16 protein-coding genes are annotated in these 17,165 nt (G+C 72.8%); 15 read left to right on the top strand and 1 reads right to left on the bottom strand.

What is annotated here, in order from left to right; translation table 11 throughout:
* Positions 1 to 176: 176 nt before the first annotated feature.
* Entirely contained in the window at positions 177 to 401 is a 225-nt protein-coding gene (locus ADL05_RS32080) for a hypothetical protein (RefSeq protein WP_082376967.1), read from the top strand.
* Positions 402 to 438: 37 nt separating this feature from the next.
* Positions 439 to 1,104: a hypothetical protein gene (locus ADL05_RS29125; RefSeq protein WP_053620219.1), complete on the top strand. Its 666-nt coding sequence runs from the start codon at positions 439 to 441 to the stop codon at positions 1,102 to 1,104.
* 41 nt (positions 1,105 to 1,145) lie between these two features.
* On the opposite strand, the gene ADL05_RS29120 is transcribed toward ADL05_RS29125, so the two are convergent.
* Positions 1,146 to 2,294, bottom strand: coding sequence for a D-alanyl-D-alanine carboxypeptidase family protein (locus ADL05_RS29120; protein ID WP_053620218.1), 1,149 nt, complete (start codon positions 2,292 to 2,294; stop codon positions 1,146 to 1,148).
* Between the two features lie 706 nt (positions 2,295 to 3,000).
* On the opposite strand from ADL05_RS29120, the gene ADL05_RS29115 reads away from it, so the two are divergent.
* The 13 genes from ADL05_RS29115 (at position 3,001) to ADL05_RS29055 (ending at position 17,018) form a co-directional block, all read left to right on the top strand.
* On the top strand, positions 3,001 to 6,309 hold the full coding sequence (locus ADL05_RS29115; protein WP_231640944.1) for a nitrate- and nitrite sensing domain-containing protein: 3,309 nt from the start codon (positions 3,001 to 3,003) through the stop codon (positions 6,307 to 6,309).
* Between the two features lie 232 nt (positions 6,310 to 6,541).
* Positions 6,542 to 6,943 (top strand): roadblock/LC7 domain-containing protein, encoded by a 402-nt coding sequence (locus tag ADL05_RS29110; protein WP_014909276.1) that lies wholly within the window; start codon positions 6,542 to 6,544, stop codon positions 6,941 to 6,943.
* A 137-nt stretch (positions 6,944 to 7,080) separates the two neighbouring features.
* Entirely contained in the window at positions 7,081 to 7,458 is a 378-nt protein-coding gene (locus tag ADL05_RS29105; RefSeq protein ID WP_218897632.1) for a DUF742 domain-containing protein, read from the top strand.
* Positions 7,459 to 7,492: 34 nt separating this feature from the next.
* Complete coding sequence (locus ADL05_RS29100; RefSeq protein WP_017565656.1) at positions 7,493 to 8,086, top strand: ATP/GTP-binding protein; 594 nt, start codon at positions 7,493 to 7,495, stop codon at positions 8,084 to 8,086.
* 112 nt (positions 8,087 to 8,198) lie between these two features.
* Positions 8,199 to 9,869 carry a DUF885 domain-containing protein gene (locus tag ADL05_RS29095; protein WP_053620231.1) on the top strand — a complete coding sequence of 557 codons (1,671 nt, stop codon included), beginning with the start codon at positions 8,199 to 8,201 and terminating at the stop codon, positions 9,867 to 9,869.
* A gap of 275 nt (positions 9,870 to 10,144) precedes the next feature.
* Complete coding sequence (locus tag ADL05_RS29090) at positions 10,145 to 10,720, top strand: HIT domain-containing protein (RefSeq protein ID WP_053620216.1); 576 nt, start codon at positions 10,145 to 10,147, stop codon at positions 10,718 to 10,720.
* Between the two features lie 157 nt (positions 10,721 to 10,877).
* The gene (gene pgsA / locus ADL05_RS29085) at positions 10,878 to 11,579 is read left to right on the top strand and encodes a phosphatidylinositol phosphate synthase (RefSeq protein ID WP_082376973.1); all 702 of its coding nucleotides are present in this window, start codon (positions 10,878 to 10,880) and stop codon (positions 11,577 to 11,579) included.
* A 23-nt stretch (positions 11,580 to 11,602) separates the two neighbouring features.
* On the top strand, positions 11,603 to 12,529 hold the full coding sequence (locus ADL05_RS29080) for a phosphatidylinositol mannoside acyltransferase (protein ID WP_053620215.1): 927 nt from the start codon (positions 11,603 to 11,605) through the stop codon (positions 12,527 to 12,529).
* An 8-nt stretch (positions 12,530 to 12,537) separates the two neighbouring features.
* Positions 12,538 to 13,728 carry a glycosyltransferase family 4 protein gene (locus tag ADL05_RS29075; RefSeq protein ID WP_082376972.1) on the top strand — a complete coding sequence of 397 codons (1,191 nt, stop codon included), beginning with the start codon at positions 12,538 to 12,540 and terminating at the stop codon, positions 13,726 to 13,728.
* Between the two features lie 11 nt (positions 13,729 to 13,739).
* Complete coding sequence (locus ADL05_RS32515) at positions 13,740 to 14,483, top strand: hypothetical protein (protein WP_082376971.1); 744 nt, start codon at positions 13,740 to 13,742, stop codon at positions 14,481 to 14,483.
* Between the two features lie 191 nt (positions 14,484 to 14,674).
* Positions 14,675 to 15,586: a pyridoxal 5'-phosphate synthase lyase subunit PdxS gene (gene pdxS / locus ADL05_RS29065; protein ID WP_053620212.1), complete on the top strand. Its 912-nt coding sequence runs from the start codon at positions 14,675 to 14,677 to the stop codon at positions 15,584 to 15,586.
* A gap of 77 nt (positions 15,587 to 15,663) precedes the next feature.
* Positions 15,664 to 16,272, top strand: coding sequence for a pyridoxal 5'-phosphate synthase glutaminase subunit PdxT (pdxT, locus tag ADL05_RS29060; protein ID WP_053620211.1), 609 nt, complete (start codon positions 15,664 to 15,666; stop codon positions 16,270 to 16,272).
* A complete protein-coding gene (locus ADL05_RS29055; RefSeq protein ID WP_053620210.1) occupies positions 16,269 to 17,018 on the top strand; it encodes a YebC/PmpR family DNA-binding transcriptional regulator in 750 nt (249 codons plus the stop codon). Before pdxT ends, ADL05_RS29055 begins: the two co-directional genes overlap by 4 nt.
* The last annotated feature ends 147 nt before the right edge of the window (positions 17,019 to 17,165 follow it).

The following is a 17,165-nucleotide window of genomic DNA, read 5'->3' as shown; positions in this document are numbered from 1 at the left end:
GTGGGTGCCCCCGCCCTTGCCACCGTCGCCCGTCTCCGTGCCCGCGACCACCGTTCCGGACCGGTCCGGCTTGCGATCCGTGGGTGCTTCTGGGGCCTTCGACCAGCTCACGGGTGGACTCCCGCACCGCGACTGTGCGAGGCTTGCAGCGATGTGGCGGGAGACGGTGGGAGCACATGGACCCGACGCGGGAACCGACACACGACCGGTGCGCCATCACCTCGTGCGGGTGGTGCGATCGGGACGGAGTCGACTGCCGGTTCTGTTCAGGGACCGGATGGTGGCGGCCCGAACAGCCGCACCGGGACGGCAGCGGAGTGATCGTGTGGCTCAGAATCGACGAGCCCTGCCGCGGCTGTGCCGGGACGGGCAAGGAACACGACTCGACCGCCGCCCGATGAGGGTTCGACGGGTCATGGCCGGACGAGGAGTGGGACAGTGCGCTGGGTGACCTATCTGTCGCCGAGCGGTGGGCGCGAGCGTGCCGCCGTACTCGACGACGGTGACGTGCTGGGCCTGCCCGGCGACGAACGACTCACGGACCTGCTCGACGCCGGGCTCGCCGTGCTGGGCGCGGCCCACGAGCGCGCGGTGGCGTCCCCCATCGAGATCATCGTCGAGCCCGAGGCGCGGATGTGCGCCCCGGTCGTCCCCCTCGCACCGGTCCCGGTGCGCGCGGGCGACGACCTGTGGGACGTCCATCCGGAGCTGGTGGTCGGCGTGGACGACCCCGTCGCCCCCGAGGCCGTCTCGGCCAGGGCCGGGGTGGCCGCGGTGAACTCCGGCGACCGGTCGGTGCTCGCCTACACGCCCGCCTGCCTGTGGCTGGACGCCGACGGTCGGCCCGCGCAGCTGAGCCTGGGCCCGGCCCTGGTGACCGCCGACGAACTCGGCGCCGCCCCGCTGGGCGTGAGCGCGCAGAAGGAGGAGCGGGAACTGGGCCGCGGCCTGGTCGATCCCGCCGACGCCTGGCTGACCGCCGGGCCGGGCCGGATCCGCGCCGTGCTGCCGGTGGCCACACCGCCGCTGGCGGCCGACGACGAGCTGTTCGTGGACGCCGACGTCCTGGGCACCTTCGAGGTCCGGGTGGGTTCGCAGGTTTAGGGTCCGTCCGAAACCAGGCATCGCGGGCCGCCCGCACCTGCTCAGGGCGTGAACTCCCAGTGCCAGGGCTCGAAGCCGCCGCGCGCCCAGGACGGGTTGTCCCACCCGTGGTCCGGCGCCGTGGCCAGCATCCACTCGTGCTCGGGCGAACCGACCCGGTGCACGCCCCCGCACAGGTCCACGGCCAGGCCCAGCCCGTGCTGGCTCGTCCCCGGGCGGGCGGCCATGCCGGGCGTCATCTCCTCGAACAGGCGCACCTGCTCGTGGTAGGGGCGGTAGGAATCGGCCACGCACATCCGGCGGCCGAACTCCGCCCGAAAGGCCCCGTCCAGTTCGATGAAGGCCTGCGCCGCGTCCGCCCGCAGCCGTTCGCCGGGCTGGGGGAGCGGGCACAGCAGGGCCTCGGGGATACGTCCGTTCGCGTGGGCGGCGGCGGAGGAACCGGAGGCGCATCCGTGACCGCCCGCGGCCGGTGCGCCGGAGGAGTCCCCGTCGGCGGGGCCGGGCAGCGCGGCGGCCGTCCGCGCGTCGGCCAGGGCCTCCTCGTGGCGCGCCTCCTCGGCGTCGGGGTCGCGTTCCTCGGCGAGCCGGGCCTCCAGCCGGGTCTGCTCCTCCACCAGGGTGCGGACGTACCCCTCCTGCTCAGCCACGGCGGCCTCGGCCTCCTCGCGGGCCGTCCGCGCGGCCTCGGTGGCCTCGGCCTGCTCGTCCTCCACGGTCTCGGCCACCTCGGCGAGCGTGCTCGTGGCGATCCGCGCGGCCTCGGCCCGGTCCAGGTCGGCGGAGCGGTGCTCACCGAGCAGCGTCAGGTAGGCCCCGCGTTCGAGGAGTTCGCTCGGCCCGTTCGGACCGGTCCAGGCGTGCACCATGTCCAGGTCACCGCCCATGTAGGCCGTGGCGGCCTGCTGGGCGGCGGCCGTGCGGGCCCGGGTGCGGTGCCCGTCCGCGCTCTCGGCGCGCTCCTCGGCGGCCTCGCGCGCCTCGGTCAGCTCCGCCAGCCGGGTGCTCTCCCGCCGGTAGCGCTCGATGCGCTCCACCGCGGTACGGCGCAGGGTCTCCATTCCCGCGCGCAGCTCCGCGAGCTCCACACGCGCGTCGCCGGGTCCGGCCTCCGGTCCCGCGTCGGAGTCGGCCGCTCCGGGGGCCGCCGACGTCAGGGCGAGGACGACGGCGGTGCCGAGGGGGAGCACGACCGTGACCGAAAATCGGCGTCCCGTCGCGGGCCGGCGGAAAGGGCCGTCGGAACCCTGTGGTCGTTTCGTGTCACCGTGCGTGTGCGCAATGGGGCATGGGTCGGCTCGCATTCCCGCATCCTCCTCAGGACCTGCGTCAACGTCTTGTCACGATGTCATGTCGAGGCGGTCTTGATGGGGATGCTGGGGGTGTGTCCAAATAGTTACCTCATGGCCGGTGTGGGTTTCGGTCACCCCGTCTGACCAGGAAAGTTGGTCATAATGCCGACAGGAGAGGCATTATGTCCCTGGGTCAGCGTGGATGATCTTGCCGAAGGCCGCCAAACGGTCGAAGCGAGCCCTTCGCGCCCATTGGTACGCTATCCACCGCACGTGCACCCAGTGCAGGACTTCGGGTGTGCGGCGCCTCTCCTCCCAGGCGAGTCCGGCGGACAGTCTCACATCTCCCCACATTCCCACCGCTTCCTCTGGTGGACCAAGTGGTCTATACCGGTTCTCCTCCGAAGAAGGAGTCTTCGGTCTGGAGCGGTCAATCCCTGGGTTCAACAGCCGTTCGAGGCGGTGACACGAAAGGTTGCGAGGGTCCGTGTCGACACGAGCGACGAACAACGGGGCCAGCGCGCAGAGCGAGGCAGCGCAGGCCGAACATGCCGATGCCCCGCGACGGCGCAGAGCCAAGTGGTGGCGGCCGCGCCACTGGCGGGTGCGGTCCCGACTGGTGGCGCTCATCGTCATCCCCACCGCCGTGGCGCTCGCGCTCGGTGGTCTGAGGGTCTACGAGGCAGCGGACTCCACGGTCACCCACGCGCACATCGAGAGCCGCGCCGAGGTCGGCGTTCTCATCGTGCAGCTGGCCAACCAGCTCGGCCGCGAGCGCACCGCGAGCGCGATCTACATCTCCGACAACGCCGACCCCGAGCGCCGTTCGGACCAGCTGCGCCAGGCCCTGGAGGAGGAGCGCGCCGAGTCGCAGTCCCTCCAGACCAGCCTCGAAGCGCAGCTGGAGGACATCGGCGAGATGGACGGCGGCCTGGCCCAGACCCGGCTGTCCACCATGAACAGCCAGCTCGGCACCCTCAGCAACCTGCGTGAAGAGGTCGACGACACCCGCATCACGGTGCTCCCGGTCGTCACCAAGTACCGGACCATCTCCCGGGCCCTGGCGGACTTCAACCAGACGATCGCCGACGAGACCGACGACACCGAGCTGCGTGAGGGCGTGCGCGCGCTCACCGCGCTGTCGAGCGCCCGTGACCAGCTCTCCTACGAGACCGCGCTGATGAGCCACTCGCTCACCAGGAACACGATGACCGGCGGTATCGCCGAGGCCATCGACTCCAGCCGGGCGCGCTACGAGAACGAGATCTCCAACTTCATCCAGGCGGCGTCGCCGGCCCAGAGGGCCGTCTTCGACGAGCACTTCACCGGCCTGGAGGTCAGCCAGGTCTCCACGATGCGCATGCGCGTGATGTACCGCGCCGAGCGCGGGGACGACCTGACCGGTGTGACGGAGAACGACGGGCCCGAGGACTACGCGGTCATCGCCAACACCGCCCTGGACCGCCTGCAGACGGTCGAGGAGGAGATCGCCGACGGCATCTCCCAGGCCGCGGGCGAACTGCGCGAACAGGCCATGATGCGTGCGCTGGGCGACCTCGTCGTCGTCGCGCTCGTCCTCCTGGCGGTCTTCGTGCTCACCTCGCTGGTGGTCCGCTCCCTGGTGCGCCCGCTGCGCACCCTGGAGGACGGCGCCCGCCGCGTCGCCGAGCGCGACCTGCCCGAGGCGATCAACCGGATGCAGGAGGCGGGCACCGCCCCCGACTCCGTCCGGGTCACGCCCATCGAGGTCGACACCCGCGACGAGATCGGCGAGGTGGCCCGCGCCTTCGACGACGTCCACCGCGTCGCGCTCACGCTGGCCTCCGACGAGGCGGCGCTGCGCAGCAACGTCAACGCGATGTTCGTCAACCTCTCCCGCCGAAGCCAGACCCTGGTGGAACGGCAGCTGCGCCTCATCGACGGCCTGGAGCAGTCGGAGCAGGACTCCGACCGCCTGTCCGACCTCTTCCAGCTGGACCACCTCGCGACGCGTATGCGCCGCAACAACGAGAACCTGCTGGTCCTGTCCGGACAGGACAACACCCGCAAGTGGGCCCAGCCCGTCCCGCTGGTCGACGTCCTGCGCGGCGCGGTCTCCGAGGTGGAGCAGTACGAGCGCGTCAACGTCCGAGCCCCCTCCCACATCTCGGTGCTCGGCCGCCCGGTCAACGACGTCATCCACCTCGTCGCCGAGCTGGTCGAGAACGCCACCTCGTTCTCGCCCCACGACACCGAGGTGCTGGTCAGCGCCAAGACGCTCGACAACGGCGGCGTGCAGGTCGACGTCACCGACAGCGGTATCGGCATGGCCCCGGACGACCTGGAGGCGATCAACGCCCGCCTGGCCGCCCCGCCGGTCATCGACGTCGCGGTCTCGCGCCGCATGGGCCTGTTCGTGGTCTCGCGCCTGGCGCACCGCCACGGTGTCCGGCTCCGGCTCCAGGAGGCCCACGGCGGCGGCACCACCGCCATCGTGGTCTTCCCGCCCGACCTGCTCATCACGCCGGTCGAGGGACAGCACTCGCTCGGCGGCGCGGACGCCCGGCCCGAACTGGCCGCGGCGGCGCCCGAGACCTACGCCGACGCCGAGGCGGCCTTCGCCTCGACCCCGGCCGCGGTCGAGCCCGGCGACGCCTGGCAGACCCGTGAGACGACCGCGGGCCCGGGTGAGCTGGGCGGTCTGCCCAAGCGCCAGCCCGGCGGCGCGCGCTCGGACGAGCACCCGCCGAGCGGCCAGGACCTGTGGGGCAACGACACCTCCTCCGGCTCCGCCTGGCAGCCCACCGCGGGCAGCGGCGTCACCGGCAACGGAGCGGGCACTCCGCCCGTCGTCGATCCCTACGACGTCCCCGAGGAGGAGGCGCCGGCCCAGGACACGGGCCGCAGCCTCTTCGACCCCGCCCCGCGCGCCGACACCGGCGACTCGCCCTTCGGCGACCACGGGTCGGTCGGCCGCTCCTCGGACACCGGGTCCTTCAGCCGTCCCACGGACACCGGGGCCTTCAGCCGCCCGGAGACCGACTCCTTCGGCCGGCCGGCCGACACGGGGGCCTTCCGCCGTCCGACCACGGACACGGGGGCCTTCCGACGGCCGCTCGACGCCTCGGAGTCCTACGACGCCTTCAGCGGCGCCGGCTCCGGCCAGGCCGACGGCGGCGCCAACGGGACCGGGTCCTTCGACCGGCACGGGGCCGCACCGGCCTCGCCGCGTCCCGAGGACACCGAGACGTTCCCGGCCGTCTCCTCGGCCTGGGACACCGGCGCGCAGCAGCCGCCGCAGGCCTCGCACCAGGCCCCGGCCCCGCAGGCTCCCGAGGCACCGGCCTCGGGCAACGGGAACTGGCGCTCCGGCGGTTCGGACTCCCGGGAGGGCTACGGGTCCACGGCCTACCTCTCGCGGCGCTACGGGGGCACTCAGGGGCCGAACAACACGGTCGTGCCCCCGACCCCGGGCGGGGACGACAACGACTCGCTGCCGATCTTCGACGCGATCGAGTCCAACTGGTTCAAGCGCCGCACCGGCGGACCTACGGTGGACACCACCGAGACCGGGCCGATCCCGCAGGTCGGGGCCGAGTCGCCGAGTCCGGCCACCGCCCAGGCCACCCGTGAGGAGCCCGCTCCGCGGTCCAACGGCAGTGCCGGATCGGAGCAGGAGTGGAACTCCGCGGCCGACCGCGGATGGAAGGCCGCGCGCACCGCGGCGGAGCCGCTCGCGGGCGGTCTCACCACCTCGGGGTTGCCAAAACGCGTTCCCAAGGCAAACCTTGTCCCGGGGACCGCCCCCAAGCCGGAGAATTTCAAGCAGATGCCCACGCGCAGTGCCGACCGGGTCCGCAACCGATTCTCTGGTTTCCAAAAGGGTGTTCGGGACGGCCGAAACCGACTCGGCGACCGCCCGACTGAGGAGTGACGTCAGTGCAACCTGGTGGGACGGGGTCCCCCTTATTCCTCGAAGCCGGATGCAATAGCATCTACCGAGCTTCTCGGACGCGCGACACCCGACGCTTGAAGAGAACACCACACGAGGCTCCCGGCGTCCCCCACAGGAGGGGCCGGGCAGTTCGCAGAGGCAGTGCTGTCACATGCCGTGCCGGCGGTAGCAGTGCCGTAAGACCAGCCGGCGAACTTGGACAGGAGATCAGATGAGTCGACAGGTGAACGAGCTCAACTGGTTGATCACTGACTTTGCCGACCGGGTGCCTGACGTCGCCCACGCGATCGTCGTCTCCTCAGACGGCCTTCCGTTGGCGTCGTCGGCAGGATTCCCGGCGGACCGGGCCGACCAGCTGGCGGCGATCGCCTCCGGCCTGTCCAGCCTCACGCAGGGCGCGGCCCGGGTGTTCGAGGGTGGCGCGGTCGCGCAGACCGTCGTGGAAATGGAGCGGGGGCTCATGCTGATCATGGCGATCAGCGACGGCTCCTGTCTGGCGGTCCTGGCCGCGGCCGAGAGTGACCTGGGTCTGGTCGCGTACGAGATGACACTGCTCGTCGAGCGGGCGGGGCGGGCGCTGACTCCAACGGCGCGCACCTCGGGAATCCACTGATCCACCACCGACAGGAGGAAGTGGTGGCACCTCACAGTAGAGATGCCGGGAGCGCCTCGTGGTTCGGGCAACAACCGGGCGGTCCCCCCACAGGGGGAGTGCCGGCTGTTCCGGGCGGCGGAGATGTTCCTCGACCAATGCAACAACCGTTTGACCAACGACCAGCGGGGGGCAGCGCGCCCAGTTCTCTCGTGCGCCCCTACGCGGTCACCAAGGGCCGTACCAAGCCGAAGTCTCAGCTTCCCCTGGAGGCTCTGATCTCGGCCACCGCGGCCGCTCGCAACGAGTCTGGGACGCTGACGCCCGAATGGCAGGCGATCAGCGACCTGTGCCGGGAATGGCGTTCCGTGGCGGAGATCTCCGCGCTGTTGCGGATGCCTCTCGGTGTGGCGCGGGTGCTTGTGGCGGACATGTCCGAGCAGGGACTGGTCCAGATCAGGTCTTCGCTCAACAACGAGGCCCGTCCCAACACCAACCTGCTTGAAAGGGTGCTCAGTGGACTTCGCAAGCTCTAGCCCAGCCGAGGAAGGCGGTGCTGGGGGGAACGCGATGACGTCGGTCAAGATCGTCGTCGCCGGGGGCTTCGGTGTCGGGAAGACGACATTCGTAGGCTCCGTCTCCGAGATCGTGCCGCTGACCACCGAGGCGGTCATGACCAGCGCCAGTGTCGGGGTCGACGACCTCGCCAAGACGCCGGACAAGCAGACCACCACCGTGGCCATGGACTTCGGTCGTGTCTCCCTCGACTCGGACCTGATCCTGTACCTGTTCGGCACCCCCGGACAGCACCGGTTCTGGTTCATGTGGGACGACCTGGTCAAGGGCGCGATCGGTGCCGTCGTCCTGGTGGACACCCGTCGTCTGGCGGACTGCTTCCCCGCGATCGACTACTTCGAAGAGGCGCGTCTGCCCTTCATCGTGGGGATCAACGGGTTCGACGGGTACTACCCCCACGCGGCCGACGAGGTCCGGGACGCGCTGACCCTCAGCCCGGAGATCCCGATCGTCCAGGTGGACGCCCGTGACAAGGCCTCCACCAAGTCGACGCTCATCACCCTCGTCGAGCACGCCATCACGGTGGGGGACCCCGAGGGCGCGGCCGGACAGCCCACCTCCACCGGAGGCCAGAACTCCTGGCGCTGACCAGGGCCGGGGTCCCGCACGAGCACGGCCCGGTTCCCGCACGGCGGGGACCGGGCGCCCGTGCTGGCATGATGGATCCATGAGCTCTCCCTCGCATCCCGACGCGGCCGCGATGACCCAGAGGTTCCGACGGGTGGCCGAGCGAGTGGTCGACGCCCTGCTCTCCGACGCCCCCGAGTGGGCGCTGGATCTGGGGGACGCCCGCGGTGCCGACCGGCTGTCCGACCACTCGGTCGAGGCGGACGCCGCCCGGGTCGCCCTGCTCGCCGACGCCCTGGGTTCGCTGGACGAGATCGACGGCGACCTCATCCCCGAGGGCGACCTGGTCGACCTGGAGATCCTGCGCTCCAAGGTCAGTGCCGACCTGTGGCACCTCACCGAACTGCGTCCGCACACCTGGGACCCCCTGCTGCACTCGCCGGGTGGGGCAGTCCTGTCCCTGGTCGAGCGGGACGTCCTCCCGCTGTCCGAGCGCCTGGAGGCCCTGGCGGCGCGCTGCGCCGGGCTGCCCGACTACCTCGCCACCGCCCGCGCCCGCCTGGACGAGGGCCCCGGGATGCCCCGGGTCCACGTCGAGACGGCCCTGGCCCAGCTCGCCGGCGCCCGCGAGCTGCTCACCACCGACGTCCCAGCGCTCGCCGAGCGCGACTCCGGCCTGCGCGGCCGGGTCGAGGACGCGGCCCGCGCCGGGCTGGCCGCGGTGGAGGAGCACGGGGCGTGGCTGCGCTCGCGCCTCGAGACCGCCACCGCCGACCCCCGTCTGGGCGAGCGCGACTTCGCCGCCCAGCTCTGGTACACGCTCGACTCCGAGGTCTCCCCCGAAGCCCTGCTGATCCGGGCCGAGAGCGACCTCTTCGCCACGGAGGAGGCCATCGCCGAGGCCGCGGCGGAGTACGAGGGCCGACCGCGCCGCCCCGGCCAGGTCGCCGAGGTTCTCTCCGCCCTGGCCGGTGCCGCCGCCACCGACTCCGACACCGTGCGGCCCTCGTGCGCGCGGGCGCTGGAGCACCTGGACGCCAGGGTGCGCGAGCTCGGCCTGGTGACCGTCCACGACGATCCCGTGCGCATCATCCCGATGCCGCGGTCGCGCCAGGGCGTGGCGGTCGCCTACTGCGACGCCCCCGGACCCCTGGACCCCGCCGCCCGGGACCAGCCCACCCTGGTCGCGGTCGCCCCGCCGCCCGAGGACTGGCCGGCCGAGCGCCGCGCGTCGTTCTTCCGCGAGTACAACGGCGCCATGCTGCGCAACCTCATGGTCCACGAGGCGGTGCCCGGGCACGCCCTGCAGCTCGCCCACGCAGCGCGCCACGACGGCGGCACACGCGTGCGCAACGTCCTGTGGAGCGGCACCTTCGTGGAGGGCTGGGCGGTCTACACCGAGGAGCTGCTGGCCCGGCACGGGTGGACCGGCGGCACCGACGAGGCGTCCCGCCGCGAGGACCTGGCCCTGCGACTGGTCCAGCTCAAGATGCGCCTGCGGGTCGTCCTCAACGCGATCCTGGACGTGCGCCTGCACACACGCGGGCTCACCGAGGCCGAGGCCGTCGCCCTGCTCACCGAGCGCGGCCACCAGGAGGAGGGCGAGGCGGTCGGCAAGTGGCGGCGCGCCCAGCTCACCAGCGCCCAGCTGTCCACCTACTACGTGGGCTACACCGAGGTCGCCGACCTGGCCCGGGACCTGTCGGCGGCGCGTCCGGGCGCCGACGCGCGCCAGATCCACGACGCGATGCTCGCCCACGGCTCGCCGCCCCCGCGCCACCTGCGCACGCTGCTCGGCCTGTGACCCGAACCGGGCCGCCCGCCGAGCGGTGCGCGGCCGGGCCCCGCGGGCGGGTGTGGGCGGACGCACTCCCGCCGAGCGGTTGGCGGCCCGGCCCCCGCGGGCGGACGGGTGGACGCACTCCCGCGGACCGGTGCGCGGCCCGGCCCCCACGGGTGGGTGCGCGGCAGGACCCACGGGCGGCCGGTCGGGTGTGCGCGCAGGCGGGCGGACGCCGTTCCCCGCGGGCGCTTCTATGCTGGGTCTACGACGAACCCGGACGACGGAACGGACGAGCGATGAGCGGTGGCCCCCAGCGGCCCGAGGACGGGCCCAGCGATCTCCCGGGTACGGGCACGGGGACTCCCGACGGCTGGGACCGGCTGTGGACGCCGCACCGCATGGCCTACATCAAGGGCGAGGGCAAGCCCACCGGGTCCCGCCCCGAGGACGGGTGCCCGTTCTGCCGGGCGCCCGGACTGCCCGACGCCGAGGGGCTCGTGGTCGCGCGCGGCAAGAGCGCCTACGTCGTCCTCAACCTCTACCCCTACAACAGCGGCCACCTGCTGGTGTGCCCCTACCGCCACGTGTCCGAGTACACGGGACTGGACGAGGACGAGACCGCGGAGGTCGCCTCCCTCACCCAGGCCGGGATCCGCGCGCTCGGCGCCGCCTTCCGCCCCCAGGGGTTCAACGTCGGCATGAACCTCGGTACTGTCGCCGGTGCGGGCATCGCCGCGCACCTGCACCAGCACATCGTGCCCCGGTGGGGCGGCGACACCAACTTCATGCCCGTCATCGGACACACCAAGGTCCTGCCCGAGATGCTGGAGCAGACCCGCGCCAAGCTGGCCGAACACTGGTCCCGCGACTGACCCGGGCCGGCCCGGCCGCCGAGACCGCGCGCGGCGGGGCCGCCGGCGGCCCGCTCAGCGCCGGGACGACGCGCCGCCCCCACCGGGCGCGGTTCCCACCCCCGCGACCCTTCCCGTCCTACGATCACAAGAAGACATGCTGAGAATCCTTCGTCCCCTGATCTCCCGGATCACCGCTCCGCTCGGACGGAGCCTGGCCCGGATCGGCCTGACGCCGAACATCGTCACCATCGTCGGCGCCGTGGGCGTCGTCGCGGGTGCGCTGTACTTCTATCCGCGCGGCGAACTGTACGCGGGCTCGGTGGTCATCACCGTCTTCGCCCTGTTCGACATGCTCGACGGCGCCGTCGCCCGGGCCAAGGGCACCGCCAGCGAGTTCGGCGCCTTCCTGGACTCCACCCTCGACCGGGTCGCCGACGCCGCCATCCTCGCCGGCCTCCTGTGGTGGTTCATCGGCGACGGCGACGACCCGCTGCTCGCCGGGCTCACCCTGTTCTGCCTGATCACCGGGTTCATGGTGTCCTACATCAAGGCGCGGGCGGAGGGCCTGGGCGTCAACTGCGACGTCGGCATGGCCGAGCGCACCGAGCGCCTGATCATCATCCTGGTCGCCGTCGGCGTCAGCGAGTTCGGCGTCCCCTACATCCTCGCCGGAGGACTGTGGCTGCTGGCCGGGCTCAGCCTCGTCACGGTCCTGCAGCGGCTCATGGAGACGCGCGCCCGGCTCAACGACCGCGATCCCCGTTTGGCCGCCCGCCGTCGCGGTGAGGAGTCCGAGCAGGACTCCGGTGGCCCCGGCGCCGCCCGCGACACCGACGAACAGAGCAACTCCGGGTCCGACGCGGGCAGCGGGACCTGAACCCGGGAGGAGGGGGACACGACGTGGACGAACGCACGGCCGCCCTGGCCTACTCGGCCGGGTGGGCGATGGTCCGCCGCTCGCCCGAACGCGTGGGCCGGGCGGTGTTCCGGCACATGGCCGACCGGTCCTGGCGCACGCACGACGCCGCCACCCGGGGCTTGGAGCGCAACCTGCGGCGCCTGCTGGGCCCCAGGGCGAGCGACGCCCAGCTGCGCGCGCTCTCGCGCGCGGGCATGCGCTCCTACATGCGCTACTACTACGAGATGTTCCGGCTGCCCGCGATGGACTCCGACCACCTCGTGCGCCACACTCGCCAGAGCGGCATCGAGGTCCTGGAGGGCCACCTGCGCGAGGGCCGGGGCGTCATCGCCGCCCTGCCCCACATGGGCAACTGGGACCACGCCGGTGCCTGGATCGCCCTGCGCGGCCACACCCTGACCACCGTGGCCCAGCGGCTGCGGCCCGAGAGCCTGTTCCAGCGCTTCACCGCCTACCGCGAGTCCCTGGGCATGGAGGTGCTGCCGCTGAGCGGCGGCTCCGACACCGTGGGCACCCTCGCCCGGCGGCTGCGCGGGGGCGGGCTGGTGTGCCTGCTCGCCGACCGCGACATCAACGGCGGCGGCCCGGAGGTCGACTTCTTCGGGGAGAAGGCGCGGATGCCCTCCGGCCCGGCGGCCCTGGCCCTGAACACGGGCGCCGCGCTCATGCCCGTCTCCCTCTGGTACGACGGCCCCGACTGGAACATCCGCGTCCACGACGAGATCCCCGTCGCGCCCGGCGCCCGCCGCACCGAGCGCATCCGGGACACGACCCAGGCGCTCGCGCACGTGTTCCAGGACGCCATCGCCGAGCATCCCGAGGACTGGCACATGCTCCAGACCGTGTTCAGCGCCGACCACGACGCCGACCGGGCACGGGACCTCGAACGGATCGAGCGGGGAGGGTGAGCGTGGGCATGCGCGTCGGCCTGGTCTGTCCCTACGCCTGGGACGTTCCGGGCGGTGTGCAGCAGCACGTCGGCGACCTCGCCGACGCGCTCGCCGCCATGGGCCACGAGGTGTCGGTGCTGGCGCCCGTGGGGGACACCGAGGCGGCGCTGCCCGACCACCTCGTACCCGCCGGGCGCCCCGTACCGGTGCCCTACAACGGGTCGGTGGCACGGGTCGCCTTCGGACCGCGCGCCGCCGCCCGGGTCCGGCGCTGGATCGCCGAGGGCGGCTTCGACCTGCTGCACATCCACGAGCCGGCCGCGCCCAGCGTCTCGCTGCTGGCGTGCTGGGCGGCCGACGGGCCGCTTGTGGCCACGTTCCACACCTCCAACCCGCGCTCGCGCGCCATGGCCGTGGGCTCGGGCGCGCTGCGCTCGGCCATGGAGAAGATCAACGGGCGCATCGCCGTGTCCGAGGCGGCCCGCCGCACCCTGGTCGAGCACCTGGGCGGCGACGCGGTCCTCATCCCCAACGGTGTGGCCGCCGACGCCTTCGCCCGGGCCGAACCCCTGCCGGGCTGGCCGGGGGAGGGCGGCTCGCTCGGATTCCTGGGCCGGGTGGACGAACCGCGCAAGGGGCTGGCCGTCCTGGCGCGGGCCTTCGTCCGCCTGGCCGAGAGCCGCCCCGGGCTGCGGCTGATGGTCGCGGGGCCGGGCGATCCGGAAGCCGCGCTGGCCGACGTTCCGGCCCGCCTGCGATCGCGGGTGGCCGTGCTGGGGCGCCTTAGCGAGGCCGACCGCGTCCGCGCCTACCACTCCACCGACGTCTTCTGCGCCCCCAACCTGGGCGGAGAGAGCTTCGGGATCGTGCTCACCGAGGCGATGGCCGCGGGCGCGGCCATCGTCGCGAGCGACATCCCCGCCTTCGCCGCGGTCCTCGACGGCGGGGGAGCGGGGGACCTGTTCGCCGCCGGGGATTCCGACGACCTCGCCGCGCGCGCGGGGGCCCTGCTGGACGACGGCGCCCGCCGCGCCGAGCTGTCGGCGGCCGCGCGGCTGGCCGTGCGCGCCTACGACTGGGGGACCGTCGCCGCCGACGTCGCCCGCGTGTACGAGACCGTCCTGATGTGGGACGGCGCCGGCCACGGCCACCCGTCCGGCGTCCGCCTGGACACCGGGCCCAGCGCCACCGCGCTGCTGCGCAGAGGGCAGGTGTGACCGTGTTTCCCGTGACCGTCGCCGTCGCCGTGGTCCTGGCCGCGCTGGCGCTGGGCGTGTACCTGTCCTGGCGGGCCACCCGGCTGCACCGGCTCCACGTGCGCGTGGACATCGCCCGGGCCGCGCTGGAGGAGGCCCTGCGCAGGCGCGGCGCGGCCGTGCTGGACCTGGTGGCGGCCCGCGTGCGCGCGGCCGACGACCCGCGCGGCGGCGACCACGGCCAGGTCCCGGCGCCGGTCGAGGAACTGATGGCCGCGGCCACCGCCGCGCTCGCCACCCGCGGCGCGGTGCGCGGGCGCGGAGGACCGGGCCACGGGGCACTCGGCCACGGCGGACTGGACCCCGCGGTGCTCGGCGACGGAGGGCCGGACGCCGCAGGGCCGTCGGAGGACGGCCGGACGGGCCCGATCGACGGGGGTGCGGCGCGGCAGGCGCGCTACGAACTCGCCGAGAGCCGGTTGTCGCGTGCCCTGCGCGCCGCCGTCGAGCCCGCCGACGGCCACGTGGGGGCCGTGGTCGGAGTTCCCTCGGAGGAGGTCCGGGAGCGCCTGGCCGCCGTGGCGGCCGCCGCCAGGAGCGTCCAGCTGGCCCGCACGTTCTACAACGACGCCGTGTCCGACACCCGCCGGGCCCGCCGGTCACGCCCGGTGCGCCTGTTCCGGCTCGCGGGCACGGCGCCCCTGCCGGACTACTTCGACATCGACGACCAGGCGCCGCGTACGCCCTACTCCATGGCCGAACCGGACACCCTGTAAGGGCGGGACCCGCGAAACCACCGATCTGGCCAAACCACCCCGGAGGGTGAGGAACTACCATGGGGGCCTGGTAGACCCCAGGGCGCGCGGCCCCGACGGCGTCCGCGCGCCCTCCGCGCGAGACCCGCGCCGCCGACCGGGGGACCACCACAACTCTGCGCACAACTCAGACGGGACGGGAGTCCACCACCGTGGCCACCAACGCATCGAACCCCACCGACAACGCCGTCGGTACACAGCGCGTCAAGCGCGGCATGGCCGAGCAGCTCAAGAACGGCGTCATCATGGACGTCGTCAACGCCGAGCAGGCCAAGATCGCCGAGGACGCCGGTGCCGTCGCGGTCATGGCCCTGGAGCGGGTCCCCGCCGACATCCGCAAGGACGGCGGCGTCGCCCGCATGTCCGACCCGGACATGATCGACGGCATCGTCGAGGCGGTCTCCATTCCGGTCATGGCCAAGGTCCGCATCGGACACTTCGTCGAGGCCCAGGTCCTGGAGTCCCTCGGCGTCGACTTCATCGACGAGTCCGAGGTCCTCACGCCCGCGGACGAGGCGTACCACATCGACAAGTGGGCGTTCACCGTCCCCTTCGTGTGCGGTGCGACCAACATCGGCGAGGCCCTGCGCCGTATCGCCGAGGGCGCCGCCATGATCCGCTCCAAGGGCGAGGCCGGCACCGGCAACGTCGTCGAGGCCACGCGCCACATGCGGTCGATCCGCTCCGAGATCAAGCGCCTGGGCACCCTGGACGAGCCGGAGCTCTTCGGCGCGGCCAAGGAGCTGCGCGCCCCGTACGAGATCGTCAAGGAGGTGGCGGCCCTGGGCAAGCTCCCGGTGCCGCTGTTCTCCGCGGGCGGCGTGGCCACCCCGGCCGACGCCGCGCTGATGCGCCAGCTGGGCGCCGAGAGCGTCTTCGTCGGCTCGGGCATCTTCAAGTCCGGCGACCCGGCCCGGCGCGCCGACGCGATCGTCCAGGCCACCCTGCACTACGAGGACCCCGCGGTCATCGCGCGCGTCTCGCGCGGGCTGGGGGAGGCCATGGTGGGCATCAACCTGGATGACCTGGCCGACTCCGAGCGTTACGCCGGACGGGGCTGGTAGCAGGACCGCCGCCGGCGCGGCCGTCCCTCCCGCGCCGGCACCGCGACACCACGCTTCGACCACGAGTGAGGCCGTTCTTGACCGCCAGACCCACCATCGGCGTCCTCGCCCTGCAGGGCGACGTCGCCGAGCACCTGCACGTGCTCGACCGGCTGGACGTGCACGCCGTGAAGGTGCTCGGCCCCGACCACCTCGACACCGTCGACGCCCTGGTCCTGCCCGGTGGGGAGTCCACCACCATGTCCAAGCTCGCGCTGCGCTACGGGCTGATGGAGCCGCTGCGCAAGCGCGTCGCGGCGGGCATGCCCGCCTACGGCACGTGCGCGGGCATGATCATGCTGGCCGACCACCTGCTGGGGGGCACCGCCGACCAGGAGACGGTCGGCGGCATCGACATGACCGTCCGGCGCAACGCCTTCGGCCGCCAGACGGAGTCCTTCGAGGCCGCGGTGGACATCGAGGGGGTGGGTGCGGAGCCGTTCGACGCGGTGTTCATCCGGGCGCCGTGGGTGGAGTCGGTGGGGCCCGAGGTCAGGGTGCTCGGGAGCGTCCCCGGCCCCGACGAGGCCGGTAGGATCGTCGCCGTACGACAGGGCGGCCTGATGGCCACGTCCTTCCATCCCGAACTGACCGGCGACGCGCGCATCCACCGCCTCTTCGTCGACATCGTGAAAGGACAAGCATGAGCGGCCACTCCAAGTGGGCCACCACCAAGCACAAGAAAGCCGTCATCGATGCCAAGCGCGGCAAGCTCTTCGCCAAGCTGATCAAGAACATCGAGGTGGCCGCGCGTACCGGTGGTGGGGACCCAGACGGGAACCCGACGCTCTACGACGCCATCCAGAAGGCGCGGAAGAACTCCGTCCCCCAGGACAACATCGAGCGCGCCCGCAAGCGCGGCTCCGGTGAGGAGGCCGGCGGAGCGGAGTGGCAGACCATCATGTACGAGGGCTACGCCCCCGGCGGCGTCGCGATGCTGGTGGAGTGCCTGACCGACAACCGCAACCGCGCCGCCTCCGAGGTGCGCGTGGCGGTGACGCGCAACGGCGGCAACATGGCCGACGCCGGCTCGGTGTCCTACATGTTCAACCGCAAGGGCGTCGTCATCGTGCCCAAGGAGGGCACGAGCGAGGACGAGGTGACGCTGGCGGTGCTGGAGGCGGGCGCCGAGGACGTCGAGGACCTGGGCGAGGCGTTCGAGATCGTGTGCGAGGCCACCGACCTGGTGCCGGTCCGCACCGCGCTCCAGGAGGCGGGCATCGACTACGAGTCCGCTGACTCCAGCTTCCTGCCGACCATGGAGGTCCCGGTCGACGCCGAGACCGCCAAGAAGGTCATGCGGGTCGTGGACGCGCTGGAGGACTCCGACGACGTGCAGAACGTCTTCACCAACGCCGACATCCCCGACGAGGTCATGGCCGAGATCGGCTGAGGACCCGTCGGTACGCCTGTGCCCTCCCCACGCGCGGGGAGGGCACAGGCGTGTCCGGGGTGCCTCCCGCCCCGAGTGCGCGGGCGGTGTCGAGCGGGCGCCGTACGACGAGCGCACCCTGCACCGGATGACGGCGACGCGCCGCAC

The sequence above is a fragment of the Nocardiopsis sp. NRRL B-16309 genome, assembly GCF_001279585.1.
In the GTDB taxonomy this organism is placed as follows: domain Bacteria; phylum Actinomycetota; class Actinomycetes; order Streptosporangiales; family Streptosporangiaceae; genus Nocardiopsis.
The sequence above is the reverse complement of the archived record's forward strand: the minus strand, read 5'-3'. Positions and strand labels throughout refer to the sequence as shown.